22 protein-coding genes and 1 pseudogene are annotated in these 25,298 nt (G+C 65.8%); 9 read left to right on the forward strand and 14 right to left on the reverse strand.

Features of this window, described 5'->3' with window-relative positions:
• Positions 1–23 precede the first annotated feature (23 nt).
• On the forward strand, positions 24–1,610 hold the full coding sequence (locus ASE48_RS04405; protein WP_057165807.1) for an ABC-F family ATP-binding cassette domain-containing protein: 1,587 nt from the start codon (positions 24–26) through the stop codon (positions 1,608–1,610).
• Here ASE48_RS04405 and ASE48_RS04410 read toward each other — a convergent pair.
• The 7 genes and pseudogenes from ASE48_RS04410 to ASE48_RS04435 all read right to left on the reverse strand — a co-directional run.
• A complete protein-coding gene (locus ASE48_RS04410) occupies positions 1,607–2,371 on the reverse strand; it encodes an ESX-1 secretion-associated protein (RefSeq protein WP_057165808.1) in 765 nt (254 codons plus the stop codon). The two genes, ASE48_RS04405 and ASE48_RS04410, sit on opposite strands and share 4 nt — an antisense overlap.
• Before the next feature lie 130 nt (positions 2,372–2,501).
• Positions 2,502–2,780: a hypothetical protein gene (locus ASE48_RS04415; RefSeq protein WP_057165809.1), complete on the reverse strand. Its 279-nt coding sequence runs from the start codon at positions 2,778–2,780 to the stop codon at positions 2,502–2,504.
• 1,713 nt (positions 2,781–4,493) lie between these two features.
• Positions 4,494–5,174 (reverse strand): hypothetical protein, encoded by a 681-nt coding sequence (locus tag ASE48_RS32050; RefSeq protein WP_235570777.1) that lies wholly within the window; start codon positions 5,172–5,174, stop codon positions 4,494–4,496.
• A gap of 862 nt (positions 5,175–6,036) precedes the next feature.
• On the reverse strand, positions 6,037–8,271 hold the full coding sequence (locus tag ASE48_RS04425; RefSeq protein ID WP_057165811.1) for a TPR repeat region-containing protein: 2,235 nt from the start codon (positions 8,269–8,271) through the stop codon (positions 6,037–6,039).
• 393 nt (positions 8,272–8,664) lie between these two features.
• On the reverse strand, positions 8,665–8,886 hold the full coding sequence (locus ASE48_RS32575; RefSeq protein WP_156409039.1) for a hypothetical protein: 222 nt from the start codon (positions 8,884–8,886) through the stop codon (positions 8,665–8,667).
• A 110-nt stretch (positions 8,887–8,996) separates the two neighbouring features.
• Positions 8,997–11,033: an acyltransferase family protein gene (locus ASE48_RS04430; RefSeq protein ID WP_057165812.1), complete on the reverse strand. Its 2,037-nt coding sequence runs from the start codon at positions 11,031–11,033 to the stop codon at positions 8,997–8,999.
• Positions 11,034–11,166: 133 nt separating this feature from the next.
• Positions 11,167–12,384, reverse strand: a pseudogene (locus tag ASE48_RS04435) (AAA family ATPase); the annotation flags it as partial.
• A gap of 82 nt (positions 12,385–12,466) precedes the next feature.
• Here ASE48_RS04435 and ASE48_RS04440 point away from each other — a divergent pair.
• From ASE48_RS04440 to ASE48_RS04470, 7 genes are all read left to right on the forward strand, one after another.
• Complete coding sequence (locus ASE48_RS04440) at positions 12,467–13,021, forward strand: TIGR00730 family Rossman fold protein (protein WP_057165814.1); 555 nt, start codon at positions 12,467–12,469, stop codon at positions 13,019–13,021.
• 11 nt (positions 13,022–13,032) lie between these two features.
• Positions 13,033–14,808, forward strand: coding sequence for a long-chain-acyl-CoA synthetase FadD6 (fadD6, locus tag ASE48_RS04445; protein ID WP_057165815.1), 1,776 nt, complete (start codon positions 13,033–13,035; stop codon positions 14,806–14,808).
• A gap of 111 nt (positions 14,809–14,919) precedes the next feature.
• Positions 14,920–15,789, forward strand: a complete 870-nt coding sequence (gene folP, locus ASE48_RS04450) for a dihydropteroate synthase (RefSeq protein ID WP_082614000.1) — start codon at positions 14,920–14,922, stop codon at positions 15,787–15,789.
• 35 nt (positions 15,790–15,824) lie between these two features.
• Positions 15,825–16,757: a glucosyl-3-phosphoglycerate synthase gene (locus ASE48_RS04455; RefSeq protein WP_156409040.1), complete on the forward strand. Its 933-nt coding sequence runs from the start codon at positions 15,825–15,827 to the stop codon at positions 16,755–16,757.
• 38 nt (positions 16,758–16,795) lie between these two features.
• The gene (locus ASE48_RS04460; protein WP_057165817.1) at positions 16,796–17,152 is read left to right on the forward strand and encodes a DivIVA domain-containing protein; all 357 of its coding nucleotides are present in this window, start codon (positions 16,796–16,798) and stop codon (positions 17,150–17,152) included.
• The gene (locus tag ASE48_RS04465) at positions 17,149–17,733 is read left to right on the forward strand and encodes a DNA-3-methyladenine glycosylase I (RefSeq protein ID WP_057165818.1); all 585 of its coding nucleotides are present in this window, start codon (positions 17,149–17,151) and stop codon (positions 17,731–17,733) included. Before ASE48_RS04460 ends, ASE48_RS04465 begins: the two co-directional genes overlap by 4 nt.
• 164 nt (positions 17,734–17,897) lie before the next feature.
• Complete coding sequence (locus ASE48_RS04470) at positions 17,898–18,065, forward strand: DUF3117 domain-containing protein (protein WP_005059648.1); 168 nt, start codon at positions 17,898–17,900, stop codon at positions 18,063–18,065.
• Here ASE48_RS04470 and glgA read toward each other — a convergent pair whose 3' ends face one another.
• Positions 18,066–19,229 (reverse strand): glycogen synthase, encoded by a 1,164-nt coding sequence (glgA, locus tag ASE48_RS04475; protein ID WP_057165820.1) that lies wholly within the window; start codon positions 19,227–19,229, stop codon positions 18,066–18,068.
• A 164-nt stretch (positions 19,230–19,393) separates the two neighbouring features.
• On the opposite strand from glgA, the gene glgC reads away from it, so the two are divergent.
• Positions 19,394–20,608 (forward strand): glucose-1-phosphate adenylyltransferase, encoded by a 1,215-nt coding sequence (gene glgC, locus ASE48_RS04480; protein ID WP_057165821.1) that lies wholly within the window; start codon positions 19,394–19,396, stop codon positions 20,606–20,608.
• Here glgC and ASE48_RS04485 read toward each other — a convergent pair.
• The 6 genes from ASE48_RS04485 to ASE48_RS04510 are packed head-to-tail and all read right to left on the reverse strand — an operon-like array spanning position 20,605 to position 25,293.
• On the reverse strand, positions 20,605–21,192 hold the full coding sequence (locus ASE48_RS04485; RefSeq protein ID WP_057165822.1) for a DUF4126 domain-containing protein: 588 nt from the start codon (positions 21,190–21,192) through the stop codon (positions 20,605–20,607). The genes glgC and ASE48_RS04485 overlap by 4 nt on opposite strands.
• 35 nt (positions 21,193–21,227) lie before the next feature.
• Positions 21,228–21,422 carry a hypothetical protein gene (locus ASE48_RS04490; protein ID WP_156409041.1) on the reverse strand — a complete coding sequence of 65 codons (195 nt, stop codon included), beginning with the start codon at positions 21,420–21,422 and terminating at the stop codon, positions 21,228–21,230.
• Positions 21,423–21,470: 48 nt separating this feature from the next.
• Positions 21,471–22,133 carry a methyltransferase family protein gene (locus tag ASE48_RS04495; RefSeq protein WP_057165824.1) on the reverse strand — a complete coding sequence of 221 codons (663 nt, stop codon included), beginning with the start codon at positions 22,131–22,133 and terminating at the stop codon, positions 21,471–21,473.
• The gene (locus ASE48_RS04500) at positions 22,130–23,743 is read right to left on the reverse strand and encodes an ABC transporter permease (RefSeq protein ID WP_057165825.1); all 1,614 of its coding nucleotides are present in this window, start codon (positions 23,741–23,743) and stop codon (positions 22,130–22,132) included. The genes ASE48_RS04495 and ASE48_RS04500 overlap by 4 nt, the downstream gene beginning before the upstream one ends.
• Complete coding sequence (locus tag ASE48_RS04505) at positions 23,744–24,634, reverse strand: ABC transporter ATP-binding protein (RefSeq protein ID WP_057165826.1); 891 nt, start codon at positions 24,632–24,634, stop codon at positions 23,744–23,746.
• Positions 24,634–25,293, reverse strand: a complete 660-nt coding sequence (locus tag ASE48_RS04510) for a TetR/AcrR family transcriptional regulator (protein ID WP_057165827.1) — start codon at positions 25,291–25,293, stop codon at positions 24,634–24,636. Before ASE48_RS04510 ends, ASE48_RS04505 begins: the two co-directional genes overlap by 1 nt.
• Between the last annotated feature and the right edge of the window lie 5 nt (positions 25,294–25,298).

Genomic DNA, 25,298 nt, shown 5'->3' on the forward strand with positions numbered 1-25,298 from the left:
CTCTCTCCATATGGAGTTCCCGCATGTCTATTGTCTGTTCCCATCTGTCGTTCCACTGGCCCGATGACACACCGGTGTTCACGGATCTGTCCTGCTCGTTCGGACGCGGCCAGTTCGGGCTGGTGGCGCCCAACGGCGCCGGTAAGAGCACGTTGCTGCGGCTCATCGCCGGTGAACTCACACCGTCGGCCGGCGCCGTGGTGGTCGACGGGGTGCTGGGGTATCTACCGCAGAACCTGCCGTTCCTGGCCGAGCACACCGTGTCCGACGTGCTCGGGGTGACGCCGGTGGTCGCCGCGCTGGACGCGCTGGCCGCCGGTGATGCCGGCGAGGCCGTGTTCGCCGCCATCGGTGACGACTGGGATATCCAGGAACGTTCGCGCGCCGAGCTGGATCGGCTCGGACTGGACCTGGAGTTGGACCGCCCGTTGTCCACGTTGTCGGGTGGTCAGGTGGTGTCGTTGGGGCTGACGGCTCAACTCCTGCGCCGACCCGATGTCCTGTTGCTCGACGAGCCCACCAACAATCTGGATATCGATGCCCGCCAACGGCTTTACGACGCCTTGGAAGATTTCGGCGGTTGCCTGCTGGTGGTCAGTCACGACCGGGTGCTGTTGGACCGGATGGACTCGATCGCCGAGTTGCGTGCCGGTGAGGTCTCGTTCTACGGCGGCGGATTCAGCGATTACCAGGCGGCGGTGCAGGCTGCCCAGGATGTTGCCGAAAGCAATATCCGCAATGCCGAGCAGGAACTCAAACGGCACAAGCAGCAGATGCAGCAGGCGCGCGAGCGAGCCGATAAGCGATCGTCGACCGCGAAACGCAATCTCAAAGACGCCGGCCTGCCGAAAATTGTTGCCGGCAAACTGAAACGGGACGCTCAGCAGTCGGCGGCCAAGGCCGACGATATGCACGCCCGGCGGGTCAGCGACGCCCGGGACCGACTCGATGACGCCGAGCGCGCGTTGCGCGATGACGATGTGCTGGCCCTGGATCTGCCCGACACCGAGGTTCCTACCGGCCGCGTGATGTTCAGCGGAACCGATTTGGCGTCAAGGACTTTCGCGGGACTCGATATCGATATCCGCGGGCCGGCACGCATCGCGCTGACCGGCGGTAATGGCGTGGGAAAGTCGACGTTGCTCCGGATCATCTCCGGTGACCTGCCGCCCGACACGGGGGAGCTGCAGCGCGGTGACGGTCGCATCGCGTATCTGTCGCAGCGGCTGGATCTGCTCGAGGAGCAGGCGTCGGTGGCGGATTGCCTGGCGGCCTACGCCCCGGCAATGTCGGTGACCCGTCGACGGCATCTGTTGGCGCAGTTCCTGTTCCGGGGCGACCGTATCGATCTGCCGATCGGCGCGCTCTCCGGTGGGGAGCGGTTGCGCGCGACGTTGGCGTGCGTGCTGTTCGCCGAGCCGGCGCCGCAATTGCTGCTGCTGGACGAACCGACGAACAACCTCGATCTGGCCAGCGTCGCTCAGCTGGAGTCGGCGCTGAACGCCTATCGGGGAGCGTTCGTCGTGGTGAGCCACGATGAGAGCTTCCTGGCCAACATCGGTGTCCAGCGCAGGCTGCTGCTGGCCGACGGGGTGTTGGTGGCGACTTAATCGATCTGGGGACGGGTCGGTGCGGGACGGGCCGGCTGGGGTGCCTCGACGGGTGCGCGACCCGACGGGGAGCTCGGGCCGGCCTGCGCCTCGTGGACCGGGGCGGGTTCGGACTTTTCGCGCTTGCCGGCCTGGTCTTCGCGCTCACGCTCCGCGTCGCGTTCCTCTTCGGACTTCTCACCCTCTTTGAGCTTCGCGGCCTGGGCGGCCTGCTGTGAAGCCTGTTGGGTGGCTTGCGCAACGCCCTGCATCACCTGCTGTGCGCCTTGTTGCAGGCCTTGAGCCAGCCCTTGCAGCGGCGCGGTGACGGACTGGGCGAGTTGGCCGACCTGCTGGCCGACCTGACCCATGATCTGGCCCATCTGACCCATCATGTCGCCGCCAGCCGCGGCCGGACTGCCCGCGCCGGATGTTCCAGGGGCGCCGCCGCTGCCGCCGGGCTCGCCCCTGCCTTCCAATGCATCGGCGGCGGCCTGCAGGCGCGAGGCGCCTTCCTCGTCGCCCGCGGCGTACGCGCTGGCTGCTTTCTGCAGCAGATCGGCAATGGTGGAGGCCGATGTCGAGGTGACGCCCAGGGTGCTGCCGCGTCCGCCGAGGACATTGCTCAGCGCGCCGCTCACGGCCGAGGCGATGGCGCCATGGCTGTTCTGCACGCCGGTGCCTTCGGCACCCGTAAGCCCGGACAGTCCGGAGACCACCTGGGAGTGCAGCTCTGAGTAGTTCCGCACGCCGTCGGTCTGGACGAAGAGTGGATCGGTCATGTGTCAGCCCCTGTCGTTCGCAGCTAATTCTATGGCCGACGCGGGGGCGTGTTGGGCGGGAGTTTTCGTGCGGGTGCGGGCATTAGGCTGCGGCCCGGGTGGCAACGCCACCCGGGTTGCGAGCCCAGTCCTACGCGGTTGGGTTCGAGGCCGGGATCGAGTAGGCCGAGTGGACCGAGCGAACCTCTCGGACCCCGCCGCTGGGCCCCCTCGGCCCGTAGGTCGGTTCATTCATCAGCCGAGGGAAGTCGACCGGAAACTCAAATGGCCCGCCGAACGGACCATCATCCGTGACTTCCTGGGTTGGATCCTCGGTGGGATCCTGGGGTTCGGCCAGGGCTGGTGGTGCGGCGATGAGCGTGCCGGCGGTGATTGCCGCGGCGATAGCACCAATGATGATGTTTTTCATTTTTGGCTCCAACTGTCAATAGTTAGCCAACTTTTATTTTACGCCTACATCTCGGGCTTTTCCTCTAGCTGAGGTAACGACATTTCGCGTATGCGGTGATTGCACGTTCAAATGTCGCAATCTGCATGTTCCGAGTGATTGCCCGGTTATGGCAATGGTCATGACGCGAGAATGTCGGTGCGAGACCGATCTTGATCGGTCACCTTGGCTGGGGAGCGAGATTAGCTAACGACGACGTGTCACGGTCGAGGCTGTGCAGCTCGAATCGGTGGGGAACCATCCCGGTACCCGGACCCGTCGATGCGGAGTCCGGTTCGTCCGTCCGGGCTGGCGTTGCGGTGAACGGCATGGTGGCTGCGATGGCAAAGCTGTGTGCCGTGCCGGCGAGGCGTCATCGCTGACTCCTTTGGCAAGGGTCACGGTAGGACCCCAAACTGGCGTCTGGCTGGGGAGTGGCGCAGGGTTCGCTGAAAGTGAGCATGCACCCGGTTTCATCTGGTCGGATCACAGCGGCCGGCCGCGGACTCTGGCGCCCGAGGTGTTCAGGCATCGCACCGGAACTAGCTTGTCGCAGTACCGACATCGGCCGGCCAACCGGGAGTCGCAGGCAGTACCGGGAAGTCGGATCGCTTATATGTCCGCGCAGGGAAGAATTGGCGATCTTCTGGTGCATTTGGGGCGTGCTTTAGACACTGTTGCTTGTCGCGAAAGTTATCGGGCCACTCCGCCGTGAGGACATAGCCACCCTGGTGGTTGGTCACGCGCCATTCACCGAAGACATTTGTGAACGGCGCCCGCGAGGGTCCCTCCTGGGGGGGAAGCTTTTCCTCAATGGCAGGAGCTTTCAGCTCGACTCGAAAAGCGTTGATGCCGCCGTAAACGCCACTTTCGGTGGCCGCCTTGAACTTGTCGCCGACGAGCACGCCGCTGTCGTACGTGTAGACGCATCCGTAAATCGTGGCGCCCTGATCGGACTGTTCGACTCGGAGAAGGTCGCCGCCTTGAACTTGTCGCCGACGAGCACGCCGCTGTCGTACGTGTAGACGCATCCGTAAATCGTGGCGCCCTGATCGGACTGTTCGACTCGGAGAAGGTGTTGGCGGAAGGTGCCAACCCATGCGTGTGGTCGCCCATCGCGGAGCGGCCAAAGCTCTTCAGTCCCATCCGGCCCGTCGGGGTTGTTGGCATCGACTGATTGCGCAAACCCCGGATACAGGTACTTCTCGTCATCGGTGAGATAAGCGAGATAGTAGGACTCCACATATGCCCGCGCTACAACGGCTGGGCCAGTGGTCAGGTCGATACNCGGGGTTGTTGGCATCGACTGATTGCGCAAACCCCGGATACAGGTACTTCTCGTCATCGGTGAGATAAGCGAGATAGTAGGACTCCACATATGCCCGCACGACAACGGCTGGGCCAGTGGTCAGGTCGATACCAGGTTCAGCGGTCCACGCAACGGTGAAGTCGCTCAAGGCCTCTGGCCAACCGGCAGGTGGTGGCTCCGGGACCTCGGCCGTCTGCTGCGGGGTGCATCCTGTGACCAAGAACAGCGCTGCTGCGACGATGCTTCCGAACAACCGCGCACGTCGGGGCGCGGTCATCAAGCATTGAGCAGCGAGCCGGTTCATGTCCATTGGTAACCGCCCACTGCTACTTCGTCGCTGGTGCGGCCTTGGCCGGCCAGCCGGGAATGGCCGGCAACGTGGGGTCTCAACCTCCACCGCCGTTGTCGGGATCGGGCGGCCAACCGGGAGTTGGTGGCAACGCTGGGAAATCTGACTTCGTGTATGCCCGCTCAGGGACAGTTTGTCGGCTCGCGGTCGTCCCGCCAGCACGAGCCCGACACTCGTCTATGTCTTGTCTTCTATCTGGCCATTCGGATGTGAGTAAGTAGCCACCTTGATGGTTGGTCACGCGCCATTCGCCGAACACATTCGTTGACGGCGCGCGCGACGGTCCCGACTGGGAGTCCTGAGTGTCGCCGGTGTTCGGTGCTTTCAGTCCGACGCGGAACGCGCTTATTCCGCCGTAGGGACCTGGTTCGGTGTTCTTCCTGATCTCGTCACCTTGCACGATCGCGCTTTCGTACGTGTACATACATCCGAAGGCAACCACGTTCTGCTCCGACTGTTCGACTCGGAGAATGTGCTGCCGTAGGGTGCCTAACCACGTGCGAGGTTGATCGGCCAACGGCCAGAGTTCCTCCGTGCCTTCAGGACCATTGGGGTTGTTGACCTCAACTGACTGCGCGAAGCCTGGGTACAGGTACTTCTCATCGTCGGTGACATGCGCCAGGTAGAACGACTCGATGTAGGCCCGCACTACGACTGCCGGTCCCGTGGTCAGATCAATACCCGGTTCGCCGGTCCACGTCATGCTGAAGTCGCTCAAGGCCTCTGGCCATCCGGCGGGTGGTGACTCGGGGGTCTCGGCTGTCTGCTGCGGTGTGCACCCCGTGACCATGAAAAGCGCTGCTGCGACGATGCTTCCAAACGATCTCGCACGGCGTCGAGCGATCGGTGCGAGTCGAACAGCGAGGCCATTCATTGCTACTTGCCGATTTCTACTTCGTCGCTGGGGCCGCTTCGGCCGGCCAACCAGGAGTCGCAGGCAGTACCGGGAAGTCGGATCGCTTATATGTCCGCGCAGGGAAGAATTGGCGGTTCTCGGGCGGGGCGGGGGCCTTGGCTCGGCACTGCTCGATTTCTCTTCCCCTATCCGGCCACTCCGCCGCGAGGATGTAGCCGCCCTGGTGGTTGGCCACGCGCCATCCCCCGAAGACGTTTGTGAACGGTGCGCGCAACGGTCCCTCTTGTGGCGCTGTAGGTTCGTTATTTCCAGGTACCTTCAGTCCGATCCGAAAAGGGCTGAAGCCGCCGTACGGTCCCGGTTCGGTCGCCGCCTTGAACTTGTCGCCGACGAGCACGCCGCTGTCGTACGTGTAGACGCATCCGTAAATCGTGGCGCCCTGATCGGACTGTTCGACTCGGAGAAGCCGGATACAGGTACTTCTCGTCATCGGTGAGATAAGCGAGATAGTAGGACTCCACATATGCCCGCGCTACAACGGCTGGGCCAGTGGTCAGGTCGATACCAGGTTCAGCGGTCCACGCAACGGTGAAGTCGCTCAAGGCCTCTGGCCATCCGGCCGGTGGCGACTCTGGGGCTTCGTGAGATTGCGGCGCGCACCCGACGCTCGCGACCAAAACGCCTGCGCCAATGATCGCCGACAATCGCGCAAAGCGGCCTGCCATCACCCTTCACCCTCATCGGCGCTGGGTGTCTTCACGATGTCCGGGTCTTGGATCATCAGGTTGTAGCGATCTGCGTAGATCTCGTCCGCTCCGTCACCATCCACCAGGACGCCGTAATCACCCATCGCTTGGTTTATGGCGGTCGCGAAATCCCCATCGCTGACTCCGTCGGGTTGGACTATCCGTGGAGGATCGCCCTCGACGTATCCCTCTGGAAGGGACACGGTCTGATTGGCGGCGAGCATCGACTCAAGCAGGACGGTGCTCGCCCTGGTTTCCGCCATCTGCGGAAGAGGTCGATCTACCGGGGGAGGAGCATTCTCGAACAGTTCCTGACCGAATGCGGCACCGACCTGAGCAATCGTCGGGCCGGCCACGACTCCGACTCCCGGGATCATCGAGCCACCGGTTCCCAAGCCGGCCACGGCGGCGTCAAACCCATTCTTCTTCCACTGCGTCTCATTTACTTCGGCTTGGTGTCCGTTCGCCTCGAATGCCTGGAAGGCTTCGTGGGCACCGACATCCACCAAGCCGCGCATGGTCGCCGCTGCTTCCAGGTGGGCCTGGGACTGTGGGTCCTTCGCATCCATGGCGAATGCAGTCTCCTCTTTCATCGCCAGATCGTATGCGGTCGAGTTGATCAGATCGGCTGCGTCTGCGTCGGTGTTCAAGACCGCGAAAACGCCTTTGGCGTTGGGCATCAATCCGTCGTGTCGCGATGTGTCGCCGTCAATTTCAAAGGTTCCGCCAGATCCGGTCATCCCGCCCATGTCGTCTACAAACGGCACGAGTCCGTGTGCATACCGCTGCGTCAGTTCGGGATTCAGTTGACCCAACGTCTGGCCGTCGATATCCAACAGGTCTGGGCGATGAACACCGAGGTACTCGGCATATCTTTCAGCGGTTTCAGCGGCACGCTCGGCCTCCTCCGGGGTGCCGAAGCTGTCCTCGTTGGTCCAGCTGAACAGGTATCCCGCAGCCTTGCCGTCGTCCTGCCAATCAATCGTGTTCACGTCGTGCAGGAAATCGTCGACGTCCACGCCATTCCTGCCCATGAGGTGGTCATTGACGATCTGGTGGTCGTCGTCGACTGCCTCGAACAAGGCCTGCGCGGTTGACCGACCGTTGTCCAGCCCTCCATGGGATTGTTCGGCGTCCATCACCCTGTCCGCGGCGAGGATGAGTTGGCGGTCAAGTTCTGTACCGGTCTGAAACTTCGGATCTCCGTCTTTGACGATGTCGGCGATGTCGGTGATGCGATCGCCGTAGTACAGCGATGTCGGCCGTTCGCCGTACTCGCCAAGGGGGGCGAAATCAGCCTTCTCCAGCGCGAACCGCACCTCGTCGGGCAATTGGCTTGCAGATCCCTTGACCGGACCCTCGGCGCCACCGGTGATCTCGACGTCATCGTTGCTCATCAACTGCCACGAGTCGGCGATGATGTTGCCTTTGTCGCCGAGGCGTTCATTGGCGTCTTTGAGTTCGGAGACGCTCATGTCTTTCTGCTGTTTCTGCATTTGTGACAGATAGGCGTTCTGCTCCGGGCTCAGCGGGGTGCCCGGGCTGATCGAATCAAGGGCGTTGTTGACTCGCTCGGCGGCACCTTGATCGCCGTCCTGGAGCGCGTCCTCGACATCCCGAGCGGCTTGCTCCTCGATCGGGAGCGCGGTCATCTCTTCTTCATTGCTGACCAGCTGGATGTCGTCGTCCTCAGCCTCGCCCTCGCCGGTCCCGCCCATCTTCTGGTCCTTGAGCGCATCCCATTCCGGGCCCAGCTTGGTGATGTCACCGGCAACCCGGGCGAGCTCGTCGTTCGACGACGTCACGATCCCGGTGAGTTCGCTGAGTCCGCGCTGCACAATCGGCATCAACAACTGATCGCGGTTCTTGCCCGGCGGCACCGAAGCCGCCGCGTCGACAACCCATTGCCGCAGGTTGTCCAGGTTCTGCCGGCCGTTGGCAACGACATTGGCGGACTCGTTCACGTGGGCGGCCAGCCGCCTGTCCAGTTTGGCGAGCTCACCGAGGACGCGGGCGTGCTCGGTGTTGACCGCGCCGTAGGCGTTGGCGGCGGTGCCCGTCCAGTTCGATCCGGGCGCGGCGGTCTGCACCGTCGACTGCAGCGACTCGAACTGTGCGCTCTGATCGAACTGTTCGCCGGTCTGCGGCACACCCGAACCGAACGTGTCCCGCGCCTTGTCCCAGGTCGACAGAAACCCGTCGAGCGCACTCACCTGAACATCACCGTCCCCCGAATTGCTCCTCGAGCAATCTTAAAACGGCGGCAGACCCGCTCGATGCAGCTTTTTTGTAGCGGGGTTCAGCGTCGGGAACTCGAACGGGGACGGTGATATTCGTGCGCGTTCGGGTCCCACGCATAGCGCCGTGAGGCCCAGTCCTTCGGTCGATACGGTGTCACGAGTACGAGCGCACCGATGGCGGTGACGACGAACCCCGTCGTCACGGAAATTTTCTTCAAGGCCTGACCCCCCAGGTCACGTCGCTGCCGTGCGCGCCGTCCGGGCCGTCCCCTGGACCGCAATGACCGCGCTTATGGCATGTTCTGCCAATTGTTAGCCATCGCCACGTTACCGCAAAGTCGCCGAAGTGTGGGGCAAAGTTGCCGACTAAGTTCCCGGGCGGTGTGCGTGCCGCACGCTGTGGGTCATGCCGCGGGGTGTCATATGGGGGTCGCGATCCAGATAATGCAATTGGAAACGGTGGTGAATCACCTTGGTGCTCGACGTCTCCGACGTTTTGTCCGGCTCGTCGGCTTGGGCGGGTGCCGCGGTGAAGAGCACGCCGGCCGTGATGGCGATCGTTGCTGCGGTTACTGCAATGCGTCTCATTGCCGGCTCCTTCTGCCAACGCTCACAGTAGGGCCGCAAACTTGTGGCTCACTGTGGTCTGACGCCGGATTGGCTGAACAGTCAGACACGTTGCGCGGAGCCGAATTACCTCAGTTGATCCCGACCGGCCGAAGTGGTGCAGGTCGAGCGGCCTTGAACATGGTGAGAATGTCCTGACCGGGTGGCGTCGGTCCCGTGGTCGTCGGCGGGCGCAGGTAGCTTTCGGCCGCCGCGATGAACGCGCCGGAGAGCACCCGACTCATCTCGGTCGTGATGTGGCTGCCATCGCGATAGACCAGCGTGTCGCCAATGACGCTGGGGCACTTGGTGGCATTGCAGAACAGTTCGGTGAAATCGAGGTAGGAGACGTTGTCGTACTGCTCGGCGACGGACCGCTCGACGGCCCGTAACTCGGAATCCAGTGCCTCGGTTCTGTCGAGCGCGCAGTAGTCGGCGTCATCGATGAAGCGGGACAGGCAGATCGAGGGTGTGGTTCCGGTGGATGGGGTGTCGGCGAGCAGGACCAGATGCGACTGAGTGGGCAGTCGCTCGACCGCTGCGGTCAGCGCTTCGCGCCAGAGCTGTCCGCGATTCTCTTCGCCGGGGAAGTACAACTTCCCGAAGTTGCCCATGATCACCAGCGCCGGCGGATCTGCGGCGAGCTTGCTCGCCACATTCTCGATCCACGTCGGGCAACTGGTCGAGGCAATATTCGACGGCGGCGCGGCCGGGCAACTGCTCTTGGTATGCGACTCCAGGCGCACCTCGCCGCTCTCGGCCAGCGGCCGCAGCGCCGGATACCACTGCGCGGCATGTGAATCCCCGAACAGCACCACCCGTGGAGCGGCAGGGTTGGAACCGATGACGCAGTCCGCGAGCTCGGTCTGACTGAGATTGCGGTGGCAGCCGTTGTCGTAGACGACCGGCTGGTCGTTGTCCGCCTCGGCCAGCGTCGGGATCAGATTCGTCGGCACGTACCCGGTGCCCGCGGGGCTCGCACTGAGCACGATCGGCTCGGCAGGCTGACCGTTGTCCAGCCGGGGCTGGACCACCAGGCCGGCCGTCAGGGCCGTCACCACGACCGTCGTCATGGCGCCCACTGCCACACCGAAGGTGCGGCGTGGCCGCGCCGTCGTGAGCCACCTCAGTCGCTGACCGGGAATCTCGACGTAGGTGTAGAGCAGCCACGCCAGTGGCACACAGGCCAGCGCGAGCGCGATGCGCGCCCACATCGGCAGGTGTTCCATATAAGCGCCGGCAGCGACCGGCAGCATCAACACCGGCCAGTGCACGAGGTACAGGGAGTAGGAGATATCGCCGATCCAGGTGGCCGGCCGCACGCTCAGCATTCCGGCCGGGCCGCCCGGCGCGGTGCCCGCGGCGATCAGCAGGGCGGCGCCCAGCACGGGGATGGCCACCGCCGCACCGGGATAGACGGTCTTGGTGGTGAAGACCATGCCGGCACCGATGATCGCCGCCAGGCCGGCCCACCCCAGCGCGGCAGCGATGCGCGGCGAGAACAGCTTTCGTCCGTCGAGCAGTGCGAGGGCCACCAGCGCGCCGAGCCCGAACTCCCAAACCCGGGCCGGCAGCAGGAAGAACGCGTCGGGTTGCGTGTAGGTCGTGGAGTACTGACAGACCGCGAAGGACACCGCGATGATCGCCGACATGGCGATCGCCATCGTCCAGCGCGCCTTGAAGAATCGGAACAAGATCGCCAGCAGCAACGGCCACAGCAGATAGAACTGTTCCTCGACGCCCAGGGACCAGTAGTGCAGGAACAGCGACGGGGTCTTCTCCGCGAGGTAGTCCGTCGCGTTGTAGGCGAACCAGAGATTGGGGATGTAGAAGGCCGCGGCCATGGCGTCTTTGACCACATAGCCGAATTGGATCGGCGAGACCAGGAGTCGGGCGGCCAGCACCGTGGCGACGATGACGACGAAGGCTGCCGGCAACAGGCGGCGGGCACGACGGGCGTAGAACGATGCGAAGCCGATGCGGCCGTTTGTCCGCAGTCCTTCGAGGAGGTGGGTGCTGATGAGGAAACCGGATATGACGAAGAAGACGTCGACGCCGACGTATCCGCCGCCGAATCCCGGTATCTCCGCGTGGAACAACACGACCAGCACGACGGCGACGGCGCGCATGCCCTGAATGTCGAGGCGTTTCTTCCGGACTGCCGCGCTCGCGTCCTGCTCCCTGATGGTTGCGCTCCTTGTAATCGCAATCAACTGACGGACGTCACCCTAAAGGGTTTGCCGTCTGTGTGGAGAGTCTTGATCAGAGCTCGTGCGAGCGCTCCGCCGGTGCGGCCGGCGGGGCGTTCAGAGGCCTTCTCGACATTCCGAGCGCTGCAAACCTTTTAGCAACGGAGTCCAGCCCCTCTTGATCTTGAACTGCCTGCGCTCGCGCATGTTCGAGCGTCAAACGAGCGAAGACGCAATCCAATTCGAGCGCGGCGACGCTTTCGGCGGCTCGGGCGTCGCCGAGACGGACAGCGTCGTGCAGTGCGCGCAATGTCACAGCAGACTGGCCACCCCGCGAAGCGGCGCGCGCCGCTTCGCGCGCGGCGGCGATCGCTCCCACCGCGTCCCGTCGCGCCGCGCAGGTCCAGGCCCGGGCCAGCGCCAGTTCAGGGGCGAACTGCATCGACTTCAACCCGTGTCGCGACTCCGCGCGCGAGAGCGCTTTGGCCGCATCGACCGCCAGTCCCTGCTGCCCGAGCGCCTGAGCCAGCAGCATCCACGCCAGCGGTCCCCACGAGTATCCGGTCACTGCCAGCGCGGCGGCGGATTCGCGCAACAGTGGCACAGCCTCGTCGAGGGCACCGCGCACCAACAGCACATCGGCCACCAGTAGCTGTCCGATCGCACGGGACGGCTGGGCCACTGACACCAGGTCACGCGCCAGCGCCTCGGCGCGATCCAGCTCGCCGGTGAGGATCAGCGCGGTGGTCTGCCCGAAAGCGGAGGTGAACCGCAGCAGCCCGGGATTGCCGGACGCGACCGCCCGGGCGGCCAAAGTGTCGACCGAAGAGAACAGGCCCATCCGGGCGGACGACAACGCCGCCGCCGAAGCCGCCCAGCCGATCGCCCGACGGTCGGCGTCCGGCGTCGCGAGTACGGAGTCGGCGAGTTCCAGCGCACGCTGCGGGCTACCGGCGTTCATGGCGAAGGTGCTCAGTAACGCGTCGACGGTGGTCGCGGAACGCAGCTTGGCGCGTGTCGCGCGCAGGAAGGCGGTGGCCCGTTCGGGCTCGTCGAGCATCCAGAACTGATTGGCCGCCCGGGGCAGCGCCCACGCGATCAGGTCGGCCTCGGTCAGGGTGGCGGGGTCGACCTCGGCGAGCACCGCGTCGGCATCGTTCCCGCGGCCCTGCCAGGCCAGGGCCTGCGCCAACGTCAACCGCGCGGACAGTGATCCGCCCTCGGTCAATGCCGCCCGGGCCAGTTCCTCGGCGGCCCCGAGATCCGCGCGGCCCAGCGCGTCCGCAGCAGCGTCGCTCGACGGCTCAGACACAGCCGCAGTGTATGGCGGGCGGCCATGCGGTCATGGCGAAACCGGCGGTACGTTCTCACTTGTGTCCGAAACCAGCCCGTGGGCCGTCTGCGTGTACTGCGCGTCCGGCCCGACGCACCCTGAACTGCTCGAACTCGCCACCGACGTCGGCCGCGGCATCGCGGACCGCGGGTGGACGCTGGTATCCGGGGGCGGCAACGTCTCGGCGATGGGCGCGGTGGCCGACGGGGCCCGGCAGCGCAACGGGCGCACCATCGGCGTCATCCCCAAGGCCCTGGTGCACCGGGAACTCGCCGACGTCGCCGCCGACGAACTGGTGGTCACCGACACCATGCGGGAACGCAAGCAGGTGATGGAGGACCGCGCCGACGCGTTCATCGCCCTGCCCGGCGGTATCGGCACCTTGGAGGAGTTCTTCGAAGCGTGGACGGCGGGATACCTGGGCATGCATGACAAGCCGATCGTCATGCTCGACCCGTTCGGCCACTACGACGGCTTGCTGAGCTGGCTACGGGGCCTGGTCGACACCGGTTATGTCGGCGAACGCGCCCTGGACCGACTGGTGCTCGTCACCGATGTTGAGACGGCTCTCAGCGCGTGTAGCCCCGGTCACTAGGCTTGACGGCCATGAGTGACGACACAACGCGTACCAGCGTCGGCCTGCTCGACATCGCCACCAAGATTCCCGGGCTGCTGATGGACGCGCCGGCGATCGTGCGGGGTGTGGTCACGGGCATGGGTGCCCGGCCCACCGCCAAGACCTCGATCGGCAAGGTCTTCCAGGACCGCGCCGCGCAGTACGGCGACCGGGTGTTCCTGAAGTTCGAAGATCAGAAGATCACCTACCGCCAGGCCAACGAGACCGTCAACCGCTACGCCGCGGTGCTGGCCGCCCGGGGAGTGGGCCACGGCGACGTCGTCGGTATAATGTTGCGCAACTCCCCGGACTCGGTGTTGCTGATGCTGGCCACCGTCAAATGCGGAGCCACCGCCGGCATGCTCAACTACCACCAGCGTGGCAACGTCCTGGCCCACAGCATCGGTCTGCTCAACGCGAAGGCCATCATCGCCGAATCCGACTTGGTGGAACCGATCACCGAGAGCGGCGTGGAGACCGAAGGCCTGGTCACCGTCGAAGAGTTGCGGCAGGCCGCCACCACCGCGCCCACCACCAACCCGGCCGCCACCGCGGCGGTGCTGGCCAAGGACAAGGCGTTCTTCATCTTCACCTCGGGCACCACCGGCATGCCCAAGGCCAGTGTGATGACCCACTACCGCTGGTTGCGCGCACTGGCCGGATTCGGCGGGCTCGGCCTGCGCCTGAACAGCAACGACACCCTCTATTGCTGCCTACCGCTCTATCACAACAATGCGCTCACGGTGTCGGTCGGTTCCGCGCTGAACGCAGGAGCGGCACTGGCACTGGGCAAGTCGTTCTCCGCGTCGCGGTTCTGGGACGAGGTCATCAGTCATGAGGCCACCGCGTTCGTCTACATCGGTGAGATCTGCGGATACCTGCTCAACCAGCCGCCCAAGCCGACCGACCGCGCCCACAAGGTGCGCGTCATCGTCGGCAACGGACTGCGCCCGGCCATCTGGGACGAGTTCACCAAACGCTTCGGCATCCCGCGGGTCTGCGAGTTCTACGGCGCCAGTGAGGGAAACACCGCCTTCGTCAACGTCTTCAATGTGTCCAAGTCGACCGGCATCTGCCCGAGCCCGGTGGCCTTCGTCGAATACGACCTCGACACCGGGGAACCTGCGCGCGCCGCGGACGGCAGGCTGCGCAAGGTCAAACGCGGACAGCCCGGCCTGCTGCTGTCGAAGGTCAGCAGCTTCCAGCCGTTCGACGGCTACACCGACAAGTCGGCGTCCGAAAAGAAGCTGGTGCGTGACGCATTCAAGGACGGCGACGTCTGGTTCAACACCGGGGACCTGATGCGTTCCCAGGGCTTCGGGCACGCCGCCTTCGCCGATCGGCTCGGCGACACCTTCCGGTGGAAGGGCGAGAACGTCGCGACCACCGAGGTGGAGGCCGGCCTGTCCAGCGATGCGCAGGTCGAGGAGGCGACCGTGTTCGGCGTCGAGGTGCCCGGCGCCGGTGGCCGAGCGGGCATGGTTGCGCTGCAACTCAAGTCGGGGGCCGAGTTCGACGGGGCCGCCTTGGCGCGGACCGCCTACGCGCATCTGCCGCCCTACGCGGTGCCGCTGTTCATCCGGATCGTGCCGGAGTTGGCGCACACCTCGACGTTCAAGAGCCAGAAGGTCGAACTGCGCAAGCAGGGCTACGGCGAGGACATCGAGGACCCGCTCTACGTGCTGGCCGGGCGCGAGGAGGGCTACGTGCCCTTCTATCCGGAGTACGTCGACGAGGTCAAGGACGGCAAGCGCCCGAAGTCCTGAACCATTTCGGCGTGATCCGCTGCGGTCAGCGCAACACATCACGCCGAAATCGCGTGGCCGTAGCCTGGGAGTGTGCAGTTGACAGGCAGGGGTGAGCGCAGCGACGGGAAAATGACGTGGCTGGGCCGCCCGGTCGCCGGTGACCGGGCGATGATCATGGCCATCGTCAACCGCACACCGGATTCGTTCTACGACCGCGGCGCCACGTTCACCGACGAGGCCGCCATGGAGGCCGCCCACCGCAAGATCGCCGACGGCGCCGACGTCATCGACATCGGTGGGGTGAAGGCGGGCCCGGGTAACACCGTGGATGCCGACGAGGAGATCGCGCGGGTGGTGCCGTTCATCGAATGGCTGCGCGGTGCCTATCCCGATCAACTCATCAGCGTGGACACCTGGCGCGCGACGGTCGCCAAACAGGCCTGCGCGGCCGGTGCGGACCTCATCAACGACACCTGGGCCGGAGCCGACCCCGGCCTGCCGGAGGTCGCCGCGGAGTTCGGTGTCGGACTGGTTTGCTCACACACCGGCGGCGCCATCCCGCGGACCCGGCCGTTCCGGGTGAACTACGGCATCAGCGAACGCGGCGTGGTCGACGATGTGATCGCCGAAGTCACCGCTGCGGCCGAGCACGCCGTGTCGGTGGGGGTGTCCCGGGACGCGATCTTGATCGATCCGACCCACGATTTCGGCAAGAACACTTACCACGGCCTTAGTTTGTTGCGCCACGTAAAAGATCTTGTAAACACGGGATGGCCTGTCCTGATGGCCCTGAGCAACAAGGATTTTGTCGGGGAGACTCTGGGTGTGGGACTGACCGAACGCCTGGAGGGCACGCTGGCGGCGACGGCTTTGGCCGCCGCCGATGGAGCAGCCATGTTCCGGGTGCATGAGGTCGGCCCCACTCGACGCGTACTGGAAATGGTCGCGTCGATCCACGGATCGCGTCCACCGACGCGCACGGTGAGGGGACTGGCATGACGGTGCTATCTGAGCTGACACCAGAACTGACCGCAATGAACGAGACTGACGCTGTGTCAGGGCACCGCTGGATGGCAGACCACAGCTTTGGCCGGCCGTCCTGGACCGTGGAGGAGCTGATCGCCGCCAAGGCGGGCCGCACCATCTCGGTGGTGCTCCCGGCGCTCAACGAGGAAGAGACCGTCGCCTCGGTGGTGGAGACCATCACCCCGCTGCTGGGCGGTCTGGTCGACGAGTTGATCGTGCTGGACTCCGGGTCCACCGATGACACCGAGATCCGGGCGGTCGCCGCCGGCGCCCGCGTGGTGAGCCGGGAACAGGCGCTGCCCGAGGTGCCGACCAACCCCGGCAAGGGTGAGGTGCTGTGGCGTTCGCTCGCCGCGACCACCGGTGACCTGGTCGTCTTCGTCGACTCCGACCTGATCGACCCCGATCCGATGTTCGTGCCCAAGCTGCTGGGCCCGCTGCTGACCACCGACGGTGTGCACCTGGTCAAGGGGTTCTACCGGCGGCCGCTCAAGGTCAGCGGCAGCGAGGACAAGAACGGCGGCGGTCGCGTCACCGAGCTCGTGGCACGGCCGCTGCTGGCGGCCCTGCGACCGGAGCTGACCTGCCTGCTGCAGCCGCTGGGCGGTGAGTACGCGGGCACTCGTGAACTACTGACCTCGGTACCGTTCGCGCCTGCCTACGGCGTCGAGATCGGCCTGCTCATCGACACCTACGACCGGTTGGGCCTGGACGGCATCGCGCAGGTCAATCTGGGGGTCCGCGAGCACCGCAACCGCCCGCTGACCGAGCTGGCCGCGATGAGCCGGCAGGTGATCGCCACGCTGCTGAGCCGCTGCGGCATTCCCGACTCCGGGGTGGGGCTGACGCAGTTCTTCGCCGACGGTGACGACTACACCCCGCGCACCTCCACGGTGTCGCTGGCCGACCGGCCCCCGATGAACACGTTGCGCCCGCGCTAGGGGTCTTCCTTGTCACACGGGTAGGGCAGTATCGAGGCGTGACACTGATACTGATGTACCTGGTGGTGCTGATCCTGGTCGGCACGGTGTTGTTTGCCCTGGGCAGTGTGCTGTTCGGCCGCGGCGAACAGTTGCCGCCACTTCCGCGGGCCACCACGGCGACCGTGCTGCCGGCTTCCGGCGTGACCGGTGCCGACGTCGACGACGTCAAGTTCACCCAGACGCTGCGCGGCTACAAGACCAGCGAGGTGGACTGGGTGCTCGACCGGCTGGGCGCCGAACTCGATTCGCTGCGTGGCGAGTTGGACACGGTGCGTGCCGCCTACGGGCTGGAGGACAACGAGGACCGGCCGGCTGTCCACGAGGCTGCGCACGCCAAGCCGGACGAGTCGTGACCGCGCCGGTCGCCGATGACGGACGGATCCGATGTGGCTGGGTACCAACCGATTCCAGCCCCAACGGGGTGCTCTACCGGGAGTATCACGACACTGAGTGGGGCAAACGACTGCGCGGGACCGTGCCGCTGTTCGAACGGGTCAGCCTGGAGGCCTTTCAGAGTGGTCTGTCCTGGTTGACCATCCTGCGCAAGCGTGACGGGTTTCGGCACGCGTTCAAGGGGTTCGACATCGACAAGGTCGCCCGGTTCACCGACCGCGACATCGCCCGGCTGATGGAGGATGCCGCAATCGTGCGTAACCGCGCGAAGATCGAGGCCACCATCAACAACGCGCGCGCCATCGCCGACCTCGACATCGACCTCTCCGATTTGCTGTGGTCGTTCGCACCCGCGGTGAGAACCCGCCCCGCGGAGCTGTCCGCGGTGCCCGCCATCACGCCGGAATCCACAGCCATGGCCAAGGAACTCAAGCGTCGGGGCTTTCGTTTCGTCGGCCCCACGACGGCCTACGCGTTGATGCAGGCAACGGGAATGGTCGACGATCACATCGCCTCATGCTGGGTGCCTGCGGCGGCGTGAGCGTTATCTTTCCGGTCACGGTCGGTGCGTTTCGCCGGGTCTTTTCACACTGCAGCGACGCAATAGGGAACAATAGGTTTAGTTCAGTACCAATTCTGTGCCGGTTGACGCCGGCTTGATCGGGTCCGTTCAGTGCGGGCCGGCTCATGCGGAGGGAGCACACGATGGCGGCGATGAAGCCCCGGACCGGTGACGGTCCATTGGAAGCGACCAAAGAGGGGCGCGGCATCGTGATGCGGGTACCACTGGAAGGCGGAGGGCGGCTCGTCGTCGAGCTCACCCCCGATGAGGCCGCCGCACTGGGCGACGAGCTCAAGAACGTGACGAGCTAACTAGCTCGTCACCACGTTGTAGATCGCAAGGGTCTCCTCGGCGATACGCGCCCAGGAGAACTCTTCGATACAACGCTGCCGCCCGGCCTCGCCGTAGCGGCGTGCCCGGTCGGGATCGGCAACCAGTGCGTTGACCGCATCGGCCAGGTGGGTCTCGAAGAACACCGTGTCGTTGGCGTCGTAGTGCACCAGCAACCCGGTTTCGTGATCGGCCACCACCTCGGGAATGCCGCCGACATCGGAAGCGACGACGGCCGTCGAACAGGCCATCGCCTCGAGGTTGACGATGCCCAGCGGTTCATACACCGAAGGGCACACGAAAACCGTTGATGCCGACAAAATTTCGCGAATCTTGCCGGTCGGCAGCATCTCTCGCACCCAGAACACGCCCGAACGTGCGGCGGCCAGATCCTGGACCGCCGAACTGATCTCCGCGGCAATCTCCGGGGTGTCGGGTGCACCTGCGCACAGCACCAGCTGGATGTCGGGGTCGAAGCGGTGCGCCGCGGCCACCAGGTGCGCGACACCCTTCTGCCGGGTGATCCGGCCGACGAACGCCACGATCGGCCGGTTGAGGTCCACGCCGAGCTCGGCCAGCACCGAACCCTCGGGCTCGGGCTCGGCCGGGAACCAGACCGCGGTGTCGATCCCATTGCGCACCACGTGCACCCGCGCGGGATCCAGGGTCGGGTAGGTGGCCAGCACGTCCTTGCGCATACCGGAGCTCACGGCGATCACCGCGTCGGCCGCTTCCACGGCCGTGCGTTCCACCCAGGACGACACCCGGTACCCGCCGCCGAGCTGCTCGGCCTTCCACGGCCGCATCGGCTCCAGCGAATGGGCGGTCAGCACGTGCGGGATCCCGTGCAACAGCGAGGCCAGATGCCCCGCCATCCCGGTGTACCAGGTGTGCGAATGCGCGACGGTCGCCCCGGCGGCGGCATTGGCCATCACCAGGTCGGCCGACAGCGTGGACAGCGCCGGGTTGGCGGACGCCAGGGCGGGGTCGGGCGCCGCGACGATCGCGGTGTCCCGCGGTGCGCCCATGCAGTGCACATCGACCTCACACAGTCGCCGCAGCTGGGCGACGAGCTCGGTCACGTGCACGCCTGCCCCGCCGTAGACCTCCGGCGGATACTCCCGAGACATCATCGCCACGCGCATGGTGTGCACGGTAACCGGCGAAACTTCGCCGCGCACCCCTCATCCAGTTCACGAATCATGATCAGCGTTCACACGTGTTCCCGAGCGCCCAAACACCTTGACTCGCAGCAGTTCGATCGGGCGATTGGCTAGCCGCACCGCGGCAGGCCAGATAGGTTGGCAGCATGAGGGAAGCGCCACATGTGCTGGGCATCGTCCTGGCTGGGGGGGAAGGTAAGCGCCTTTACCCATTGACGGCGGACCGGGCGAAGCCGGCGGTGCCGTTCGGCGGTGGCTACCGGTTGATCGACTTCGTTCTGTCGAATCTCGTGAATGCGCGATTCCTGCGGATCTGCGTTCTCACGCAATACAAATCGCACTCGCTGGACCGGCACATCTCGCAGAACTGGCGGCTGTCGGGTTTGGCGGGGGAGTACATCACGCCCGTCCCGGCGCAGCAGCGGCTGGGACCGCGGTGGTACACCGGATCAGCCGACGCGATCTACCAGTCGATGAACCTGATCTACGACGAGGACCCGGACTACATCGTCATCTTCGGTGCCGACCACGTGTATCGGATGGATCCCGAGCAGATGCTGGCCCACCACATCGAGAGCGGTGCGGGTGCCACGGTGGCCGGTATCCGGGTGCCGCGCTCGGAGGCCTCGGCCTTCGGTTGCATCGACGCCGACGAATCGGGCCGCATCCGCGGGTGGGTGGAGAAGCCTGCCGACCCGCCAGGCACCCCCGACGACCCCGAGTCGACCTTCGCCTCGATGGGCAACTACATCTTCACCACCAAGGTGCTCATCGACGCCATCAAGGCCGACGCCGACGAAGACACCTCCGACCACGATATGGGTGGCGACATCATTCCGCGGTTGGTGGCCGACGGGATGGCGGGCGTCTACGACTTCGACGACAACGAGGTGCCCGGGGCCACCGAACGCGACCACGGTTACTGGCGCGATGTCGGCACCCTGGACGCGTTCTACGACGCGCACATGGATCTGGTCTCGGTGCACCCGGTGTTCAACCTGTACAACAAGCGCTGGCCGATCCGTGGCGGCTCGGAGAACCTGGCCCCGGCCAAGTTCGTCAACGGCGGCTCCGCCCAGGAGTCCGTGGTGGGCGCGGGCAGCATCATCTCGGCGGCCTCGGTGCGCAATTCGGTGCTGTCGTCCAACGTCGCCATCGACGACGGCGCGATCGTCGAGGGCAGCGTGCTGATGCCCGGGGTGCGTATCGGCCGCGGCGCGGTGGTGCGCAAGGCGATCCTGGACAAGAACGTCGTCGTCGGACCCGGCGAGATGGTCGGCGTCGACCTGGACAAGGACCGTGAACGGTTCTCGATCAGTTCCGGCGGCATCGTCGCCGTCGGCAAGGGGATCTGGATCTAGCGCTCTGCCTGCGCGCGGCGCCGGCGCCACCGCCACACCTGGACCACCGCGAGGGCGACGGCGGCGAGTACGACGAGGATCAACAGCGGCAGCAGCAGCGACACGAAGACCAACCCCACACTGGTGACGTCCTCGGCGGTGCTCAGCACCGGGGCGGCCATCCCTGCCGACCCGATGTTGGCGACCGGGCGTACGGCGGATTTGGTCAGCGACACGACAAGTGCGGTGACGACGCCGATGACGACGCCGATCCACTGGCCCGATGACGCGAAAGCGCCCGGATCGGTGACCGCGGCGGTCTGCGCGGCGGTGCCCGACCCGAAGACGATGCCACCCGCCGTCGGCCGCACGAACGTCTGGATGGCGTCGTTCACCGAGTCCAGCGCCGGGATCTTGTCGGCGACGATCTCGACGGTCAACAGCACCCCGACGATGAGCATCACCCAGCCGTTCTCCAGCCAGGCCCAGCCCGCGGGCAGCGACACCAGTTCGGTGAACCGCGACAGCAGGCCCAGCGCCAGCAGCGGGATGTAGGCGTTGAGCCCGGCCGCGGTGGCCAGCCCGAAACCGGTGAGCAGCTCCATGGATTCAGTATGTGGCCGGACGGTGCCCGATCGGATCAGTTCGGACGGCGGGTGTTCCTGGTGGTCGCCCGGGACGGCTTGTCGTGCCGGGGGACCTCGGGCAGGTCCTTGATCTTGCGTCCTTTTCCGGCCACGGTGGCCAGCGAGCGGCGGCACCGGGGGCATATCGGTTTGCCCTCGATATCGACCGTCCAACTCTTCCCGCTACCCGGGCATGCTTTGTCGGCCATGACCAGCACTGTATCGAGGGCGACGGCGTCACCCCAACCGGTGTGCGATCACCAGAGGTGGGGCACCAACCGGTAGCGCACTGTTGCCATGTATTCGGGATAGCCGGCCAGTTCCTCGGTGAGCATCTGCTCCTCGTCGCGGATGCGTGCCGCGATCACCGGTGCCGAGGCCACCACGCCCAGCAGGCCCCACAGCGAATCCAGGGCCAGCGGGGTGCCGATCATCATGACGGCCGCGCCGGTGTACATCGGGTGGCGCACCAATCCGTAGAGCCCCGTGGACACCAGTGGCTGGTCGGCCTCGACCTGCACGGTCGCCGCCGCATAGTTGTTCTGCACGACGACGAGTTGGGCGACACTGAGCCCGACGGCGACCAGGACATTGCCGACGATGACCAGCCACACCGGGACCTGCGACCACCCGAAGCGGTGATCGAGCGCCGAGAGCACGAACGTCGCGACCACCAGCGCCAGCGTGAGGGTCATGATGATGCGTTGCGCCGGGCGGTTTTCGGCGGTGGGGCCGGCCCTCATTCGCCGGGCCAGGGCGTCCGGGTGGCGGACGGCCAGATAGATGCTCGGCAGGGTGGTCGTCGCGATGAACACCGCCAGGAAGACCCACGCCTGCCAGTAGTCGAAGGTGCCGGCCGGCCAGAACAGGACGGCGACGAAGAAGACCAGCCCGAGGACCGTCTGTGCGATGAATTTCATACCGCGTCCCTTGTTCGGTAGATCCACCCGGCCAGCAGCGTCCCGGCGGCCGCGACGGCCACCATCGTCGCCAGCGCGGTGAGCGGGAAATCGGTCGGTGCGGTCGTCTGCCCGACCGGGGAGGCGTCCAGCAGCCATCGCGGCAACCGCAGCAGCGCACCGAGATACAGCGACACCACCACGAATGCCACGGCCAGCCAGCCGATCCAGGGCCGGCGCAGCGCGACCGCGAGCGCGGCGATCGCGGCGAGCACCGCCATGGCCGGCAGGAAGGCCAGACCGGCCAGGGTCAGCCGCCACACGGTGGCCGGCTCGCCGACGGTCAGACCGGCGCCCAGACCATTGCCCAGCCCCGCGCAGAGCAACAACGCGGCCGCACCGGTCAGCGCCGCGGCCACCGACGTCAACAGCCACTGCCAGCGCGACACCGCGGCGGCCAGCACCGGCTCGGACAGCCCTGATTCCTCGTCGCTGTAGGTGCGCAGCACGGCGGAGACCACATAGGCGCCGGTTGCCGCCGCCAGGAACTGCGACATGGTGGTGTAGACACCGTCGGTGCCCGACACGGCGAGCACCCGCGCCAGCAGTTCGTTCTCCTGCGCCGCATTCAGCAGCGATTTCGTCATCGATCCGAATGCCAGACCGCCCAGGAACAGTCCGACGCTCCAACCGATCAACTGGCCGCGTTGCAGGGTCAGGTGCAGGACAAAGACATTGGGTATCGCGTGTGCGTCGGGACGTTCGCCGCTGGACCTGATGATGCCGTCGTCGTACTGGCGCCGGGATTCCAGCATCACGGCGGTGGCCACCAGCATTGCGGTGAGCCCGATCAGCATGAGCAGCGGCCACCAGCGCACGTCCACGAAGGACCGCATCTGCTGAGCCCAGGCGATGGGGGAGAACCAGCTCAGGGCGCTGCCCGAGGGGTCGATGACATCGCCGATGCCGCGGACCAGCACGGCCAGTGCGAGGGCGCCCATCGCCGCGCCCGTCGCGGTGCGTGCCTGCCGCCACAGCTGGGCGGTGACGGCCGCCAAGGCGCCGAAAACTGTTGCCGCCCCGGTGATACCGAGACTGAGCGCCGCACTGTCCGGGACGGCGAAACCGTAGCCGGCGAGCGCCACGGTCATCGTGACCGCGAGTACGGCATTGACCGCGCCCACCAACGTCAATGCGGAGATGGTGCGGGCGTGCCTGCCGACCACCGAGGACAGCACGAGCTCTGCTGCACCGCTCTCCTCGTCGCGGCGGGTGTGCCTGACGACGGTGAGGATGGCCAGGATCGAGGTGGCCACGATCATGGTGAGCATCAGTTCGTTGGCGATCATGGCGCCCAGTGCGGTCTCGTTGCCGCCGAACATCGGGCCGCCCATGATGGTCCCGGCCGGTGTCTGCATCAGGTTGATGCGGGCAAGACGTTGTTCCTCGCCCGGGTAGGCCACCTCGAGGGCACCCGGGGTGTAGGCCATCATCAGGGTGAGCAAGGCCAGCCACACCGTGAGCCGGATGCGGTCGCGGCGCAACGCCAGTCGGAGCAGGGTGCCGGTGCCGGTCAACGGTGACTGCGCGGCGCCGGCCCGGTGGTCGGCATGCGCGACGGGGGTGCTCACCTAGCTCACCCCCTGATACTCGCGCAGGAACAGGTCTTCCAGTGAGGCCGGCGCCACGGCGAGTTCGTCGATACCGAGGCCGGCTAGGCGGTCCATGGTGGTGTCGAGATCGGCGCGGTCCACCGAGAAGCTGATCTGCCCGTCCTGCGCCGCGAAATCGTGGACGAAGGGCAGCTCGTGCATCTGTGCACCATCACCCCGGGTGCGGGCGGTGACGGTGGTGCGCATCAGGTGGCGCAGTTCGGTGAGCGTGCCGGAACGGACGGTGCGCCCGGAACGGATGATGGTGACGTTGTCGCAGAGCTTTTCGACCTCGGCGAGGATGTGGCTGGACAGCAGTACCGCTGCGCCGCGGTCGGCCACCTCGGCAACGCAGTGCTGAAAGTTCTTCTCCATCAACGGGTCCAGGCCCGAGGTCGGCTCGTCGAGGATGTACAACTCGGCGTCGGTGCTGAACGCGGCGACGATGGCGACCTTCTGCCGGTTGCCCTTGGAGTAGGTGCGGGCCGATTTGTGCGGGTCCAGCTCGAACCGCTGGATCAGCTCATCGCGGCGGCGGGTGTCGACCTGGCCGCCGCGCAGACGGGCGAGGAAGTCGATGGCCTGTGCGCCGGTCAGATTGGGCCAGAGCGTGACATCACCCGGCACGTAGGCGATCCTGCGGTGCAGCGCGACCGCGTCGTGCCAGGGGTCACCGCCCAGCAGTCGCACGGTGCCGCTGTCGGCGCGCAGCAGGCCGAGCAGGATCCGGATGGTCGTCGACTTTCCGGCGCCGTTGGGTCCGAGGAATCCGGCGACATCGCCGGGGGCGACGGTCAGGTCCAGTCCGTCCAGTGCCGTGCTCCGGCCGAATCTCTTGGTCAGCGCGCTGATCTCGACTGCGTTGGTCATCACTGCTCTCCTTGTTCGGGTGCACTGAAGGCGACGCCTTTTTCGCGCTGGGCCACGAAGGCGTCGTACATCGTGGAGTCGGTCATCAGGCCGTTGCTGTAGACCTCCAGGGCGGGCAACACCATGTCTTCGGCGTAGTCGCGCAGCACCGCCCGCACGTCGGATGGGTTGTCGTGCAACTGCAGATAGAGCAGGAACCCGCCGCCGCCCATCATTCCGAGGTACTTGGCCCGCGCCTTGGGGTCTCGGCTGGGTTTGAGCGTCCCGGCCCGCACGCCCGCCTCCAGGTACTCCTCGGTGTTCTCCAGCATCTTCTGCCAGAAGCCTTTCGCGAGTTCGCTGCCGGACTGCATGCTGCGCACCAGGTAGGCCATCATCGGCGCGTAGTGCTCGATCTCGGCCATCTGGGCGAGCCATGTTGCCGGATCGGAGGATTGGATGGATTCCGATTTCGCGCTGCGGATCTGCTCGGCGATGTAGTCGTCACAGGCCTTGCGCAGGCCGTCCTTGGAGCCGAAGTGATGGATGACCAACCCGGCGCTGACTCCGGCGGCGGTGGCGATCGCCCGCACACCGGTGTTGAACCCGTGCTCGCCGAACTGTTGGATCGCGGCGTCGCGGATCCGCGCGGTGGTGGTCAGATCGTCGGCTGAACGCATGTTCA

The sequence above is a fragment of the Mycobacterium sp. Root265 genome (assembly GCF_001428895.1).
In the GTDB taxonomy this organism is placed as follows: Bacteria; Actinomycetota; Actinomycetes; order Mycobacteriales; family Mycobacteriaceae; genus Mycobacterium.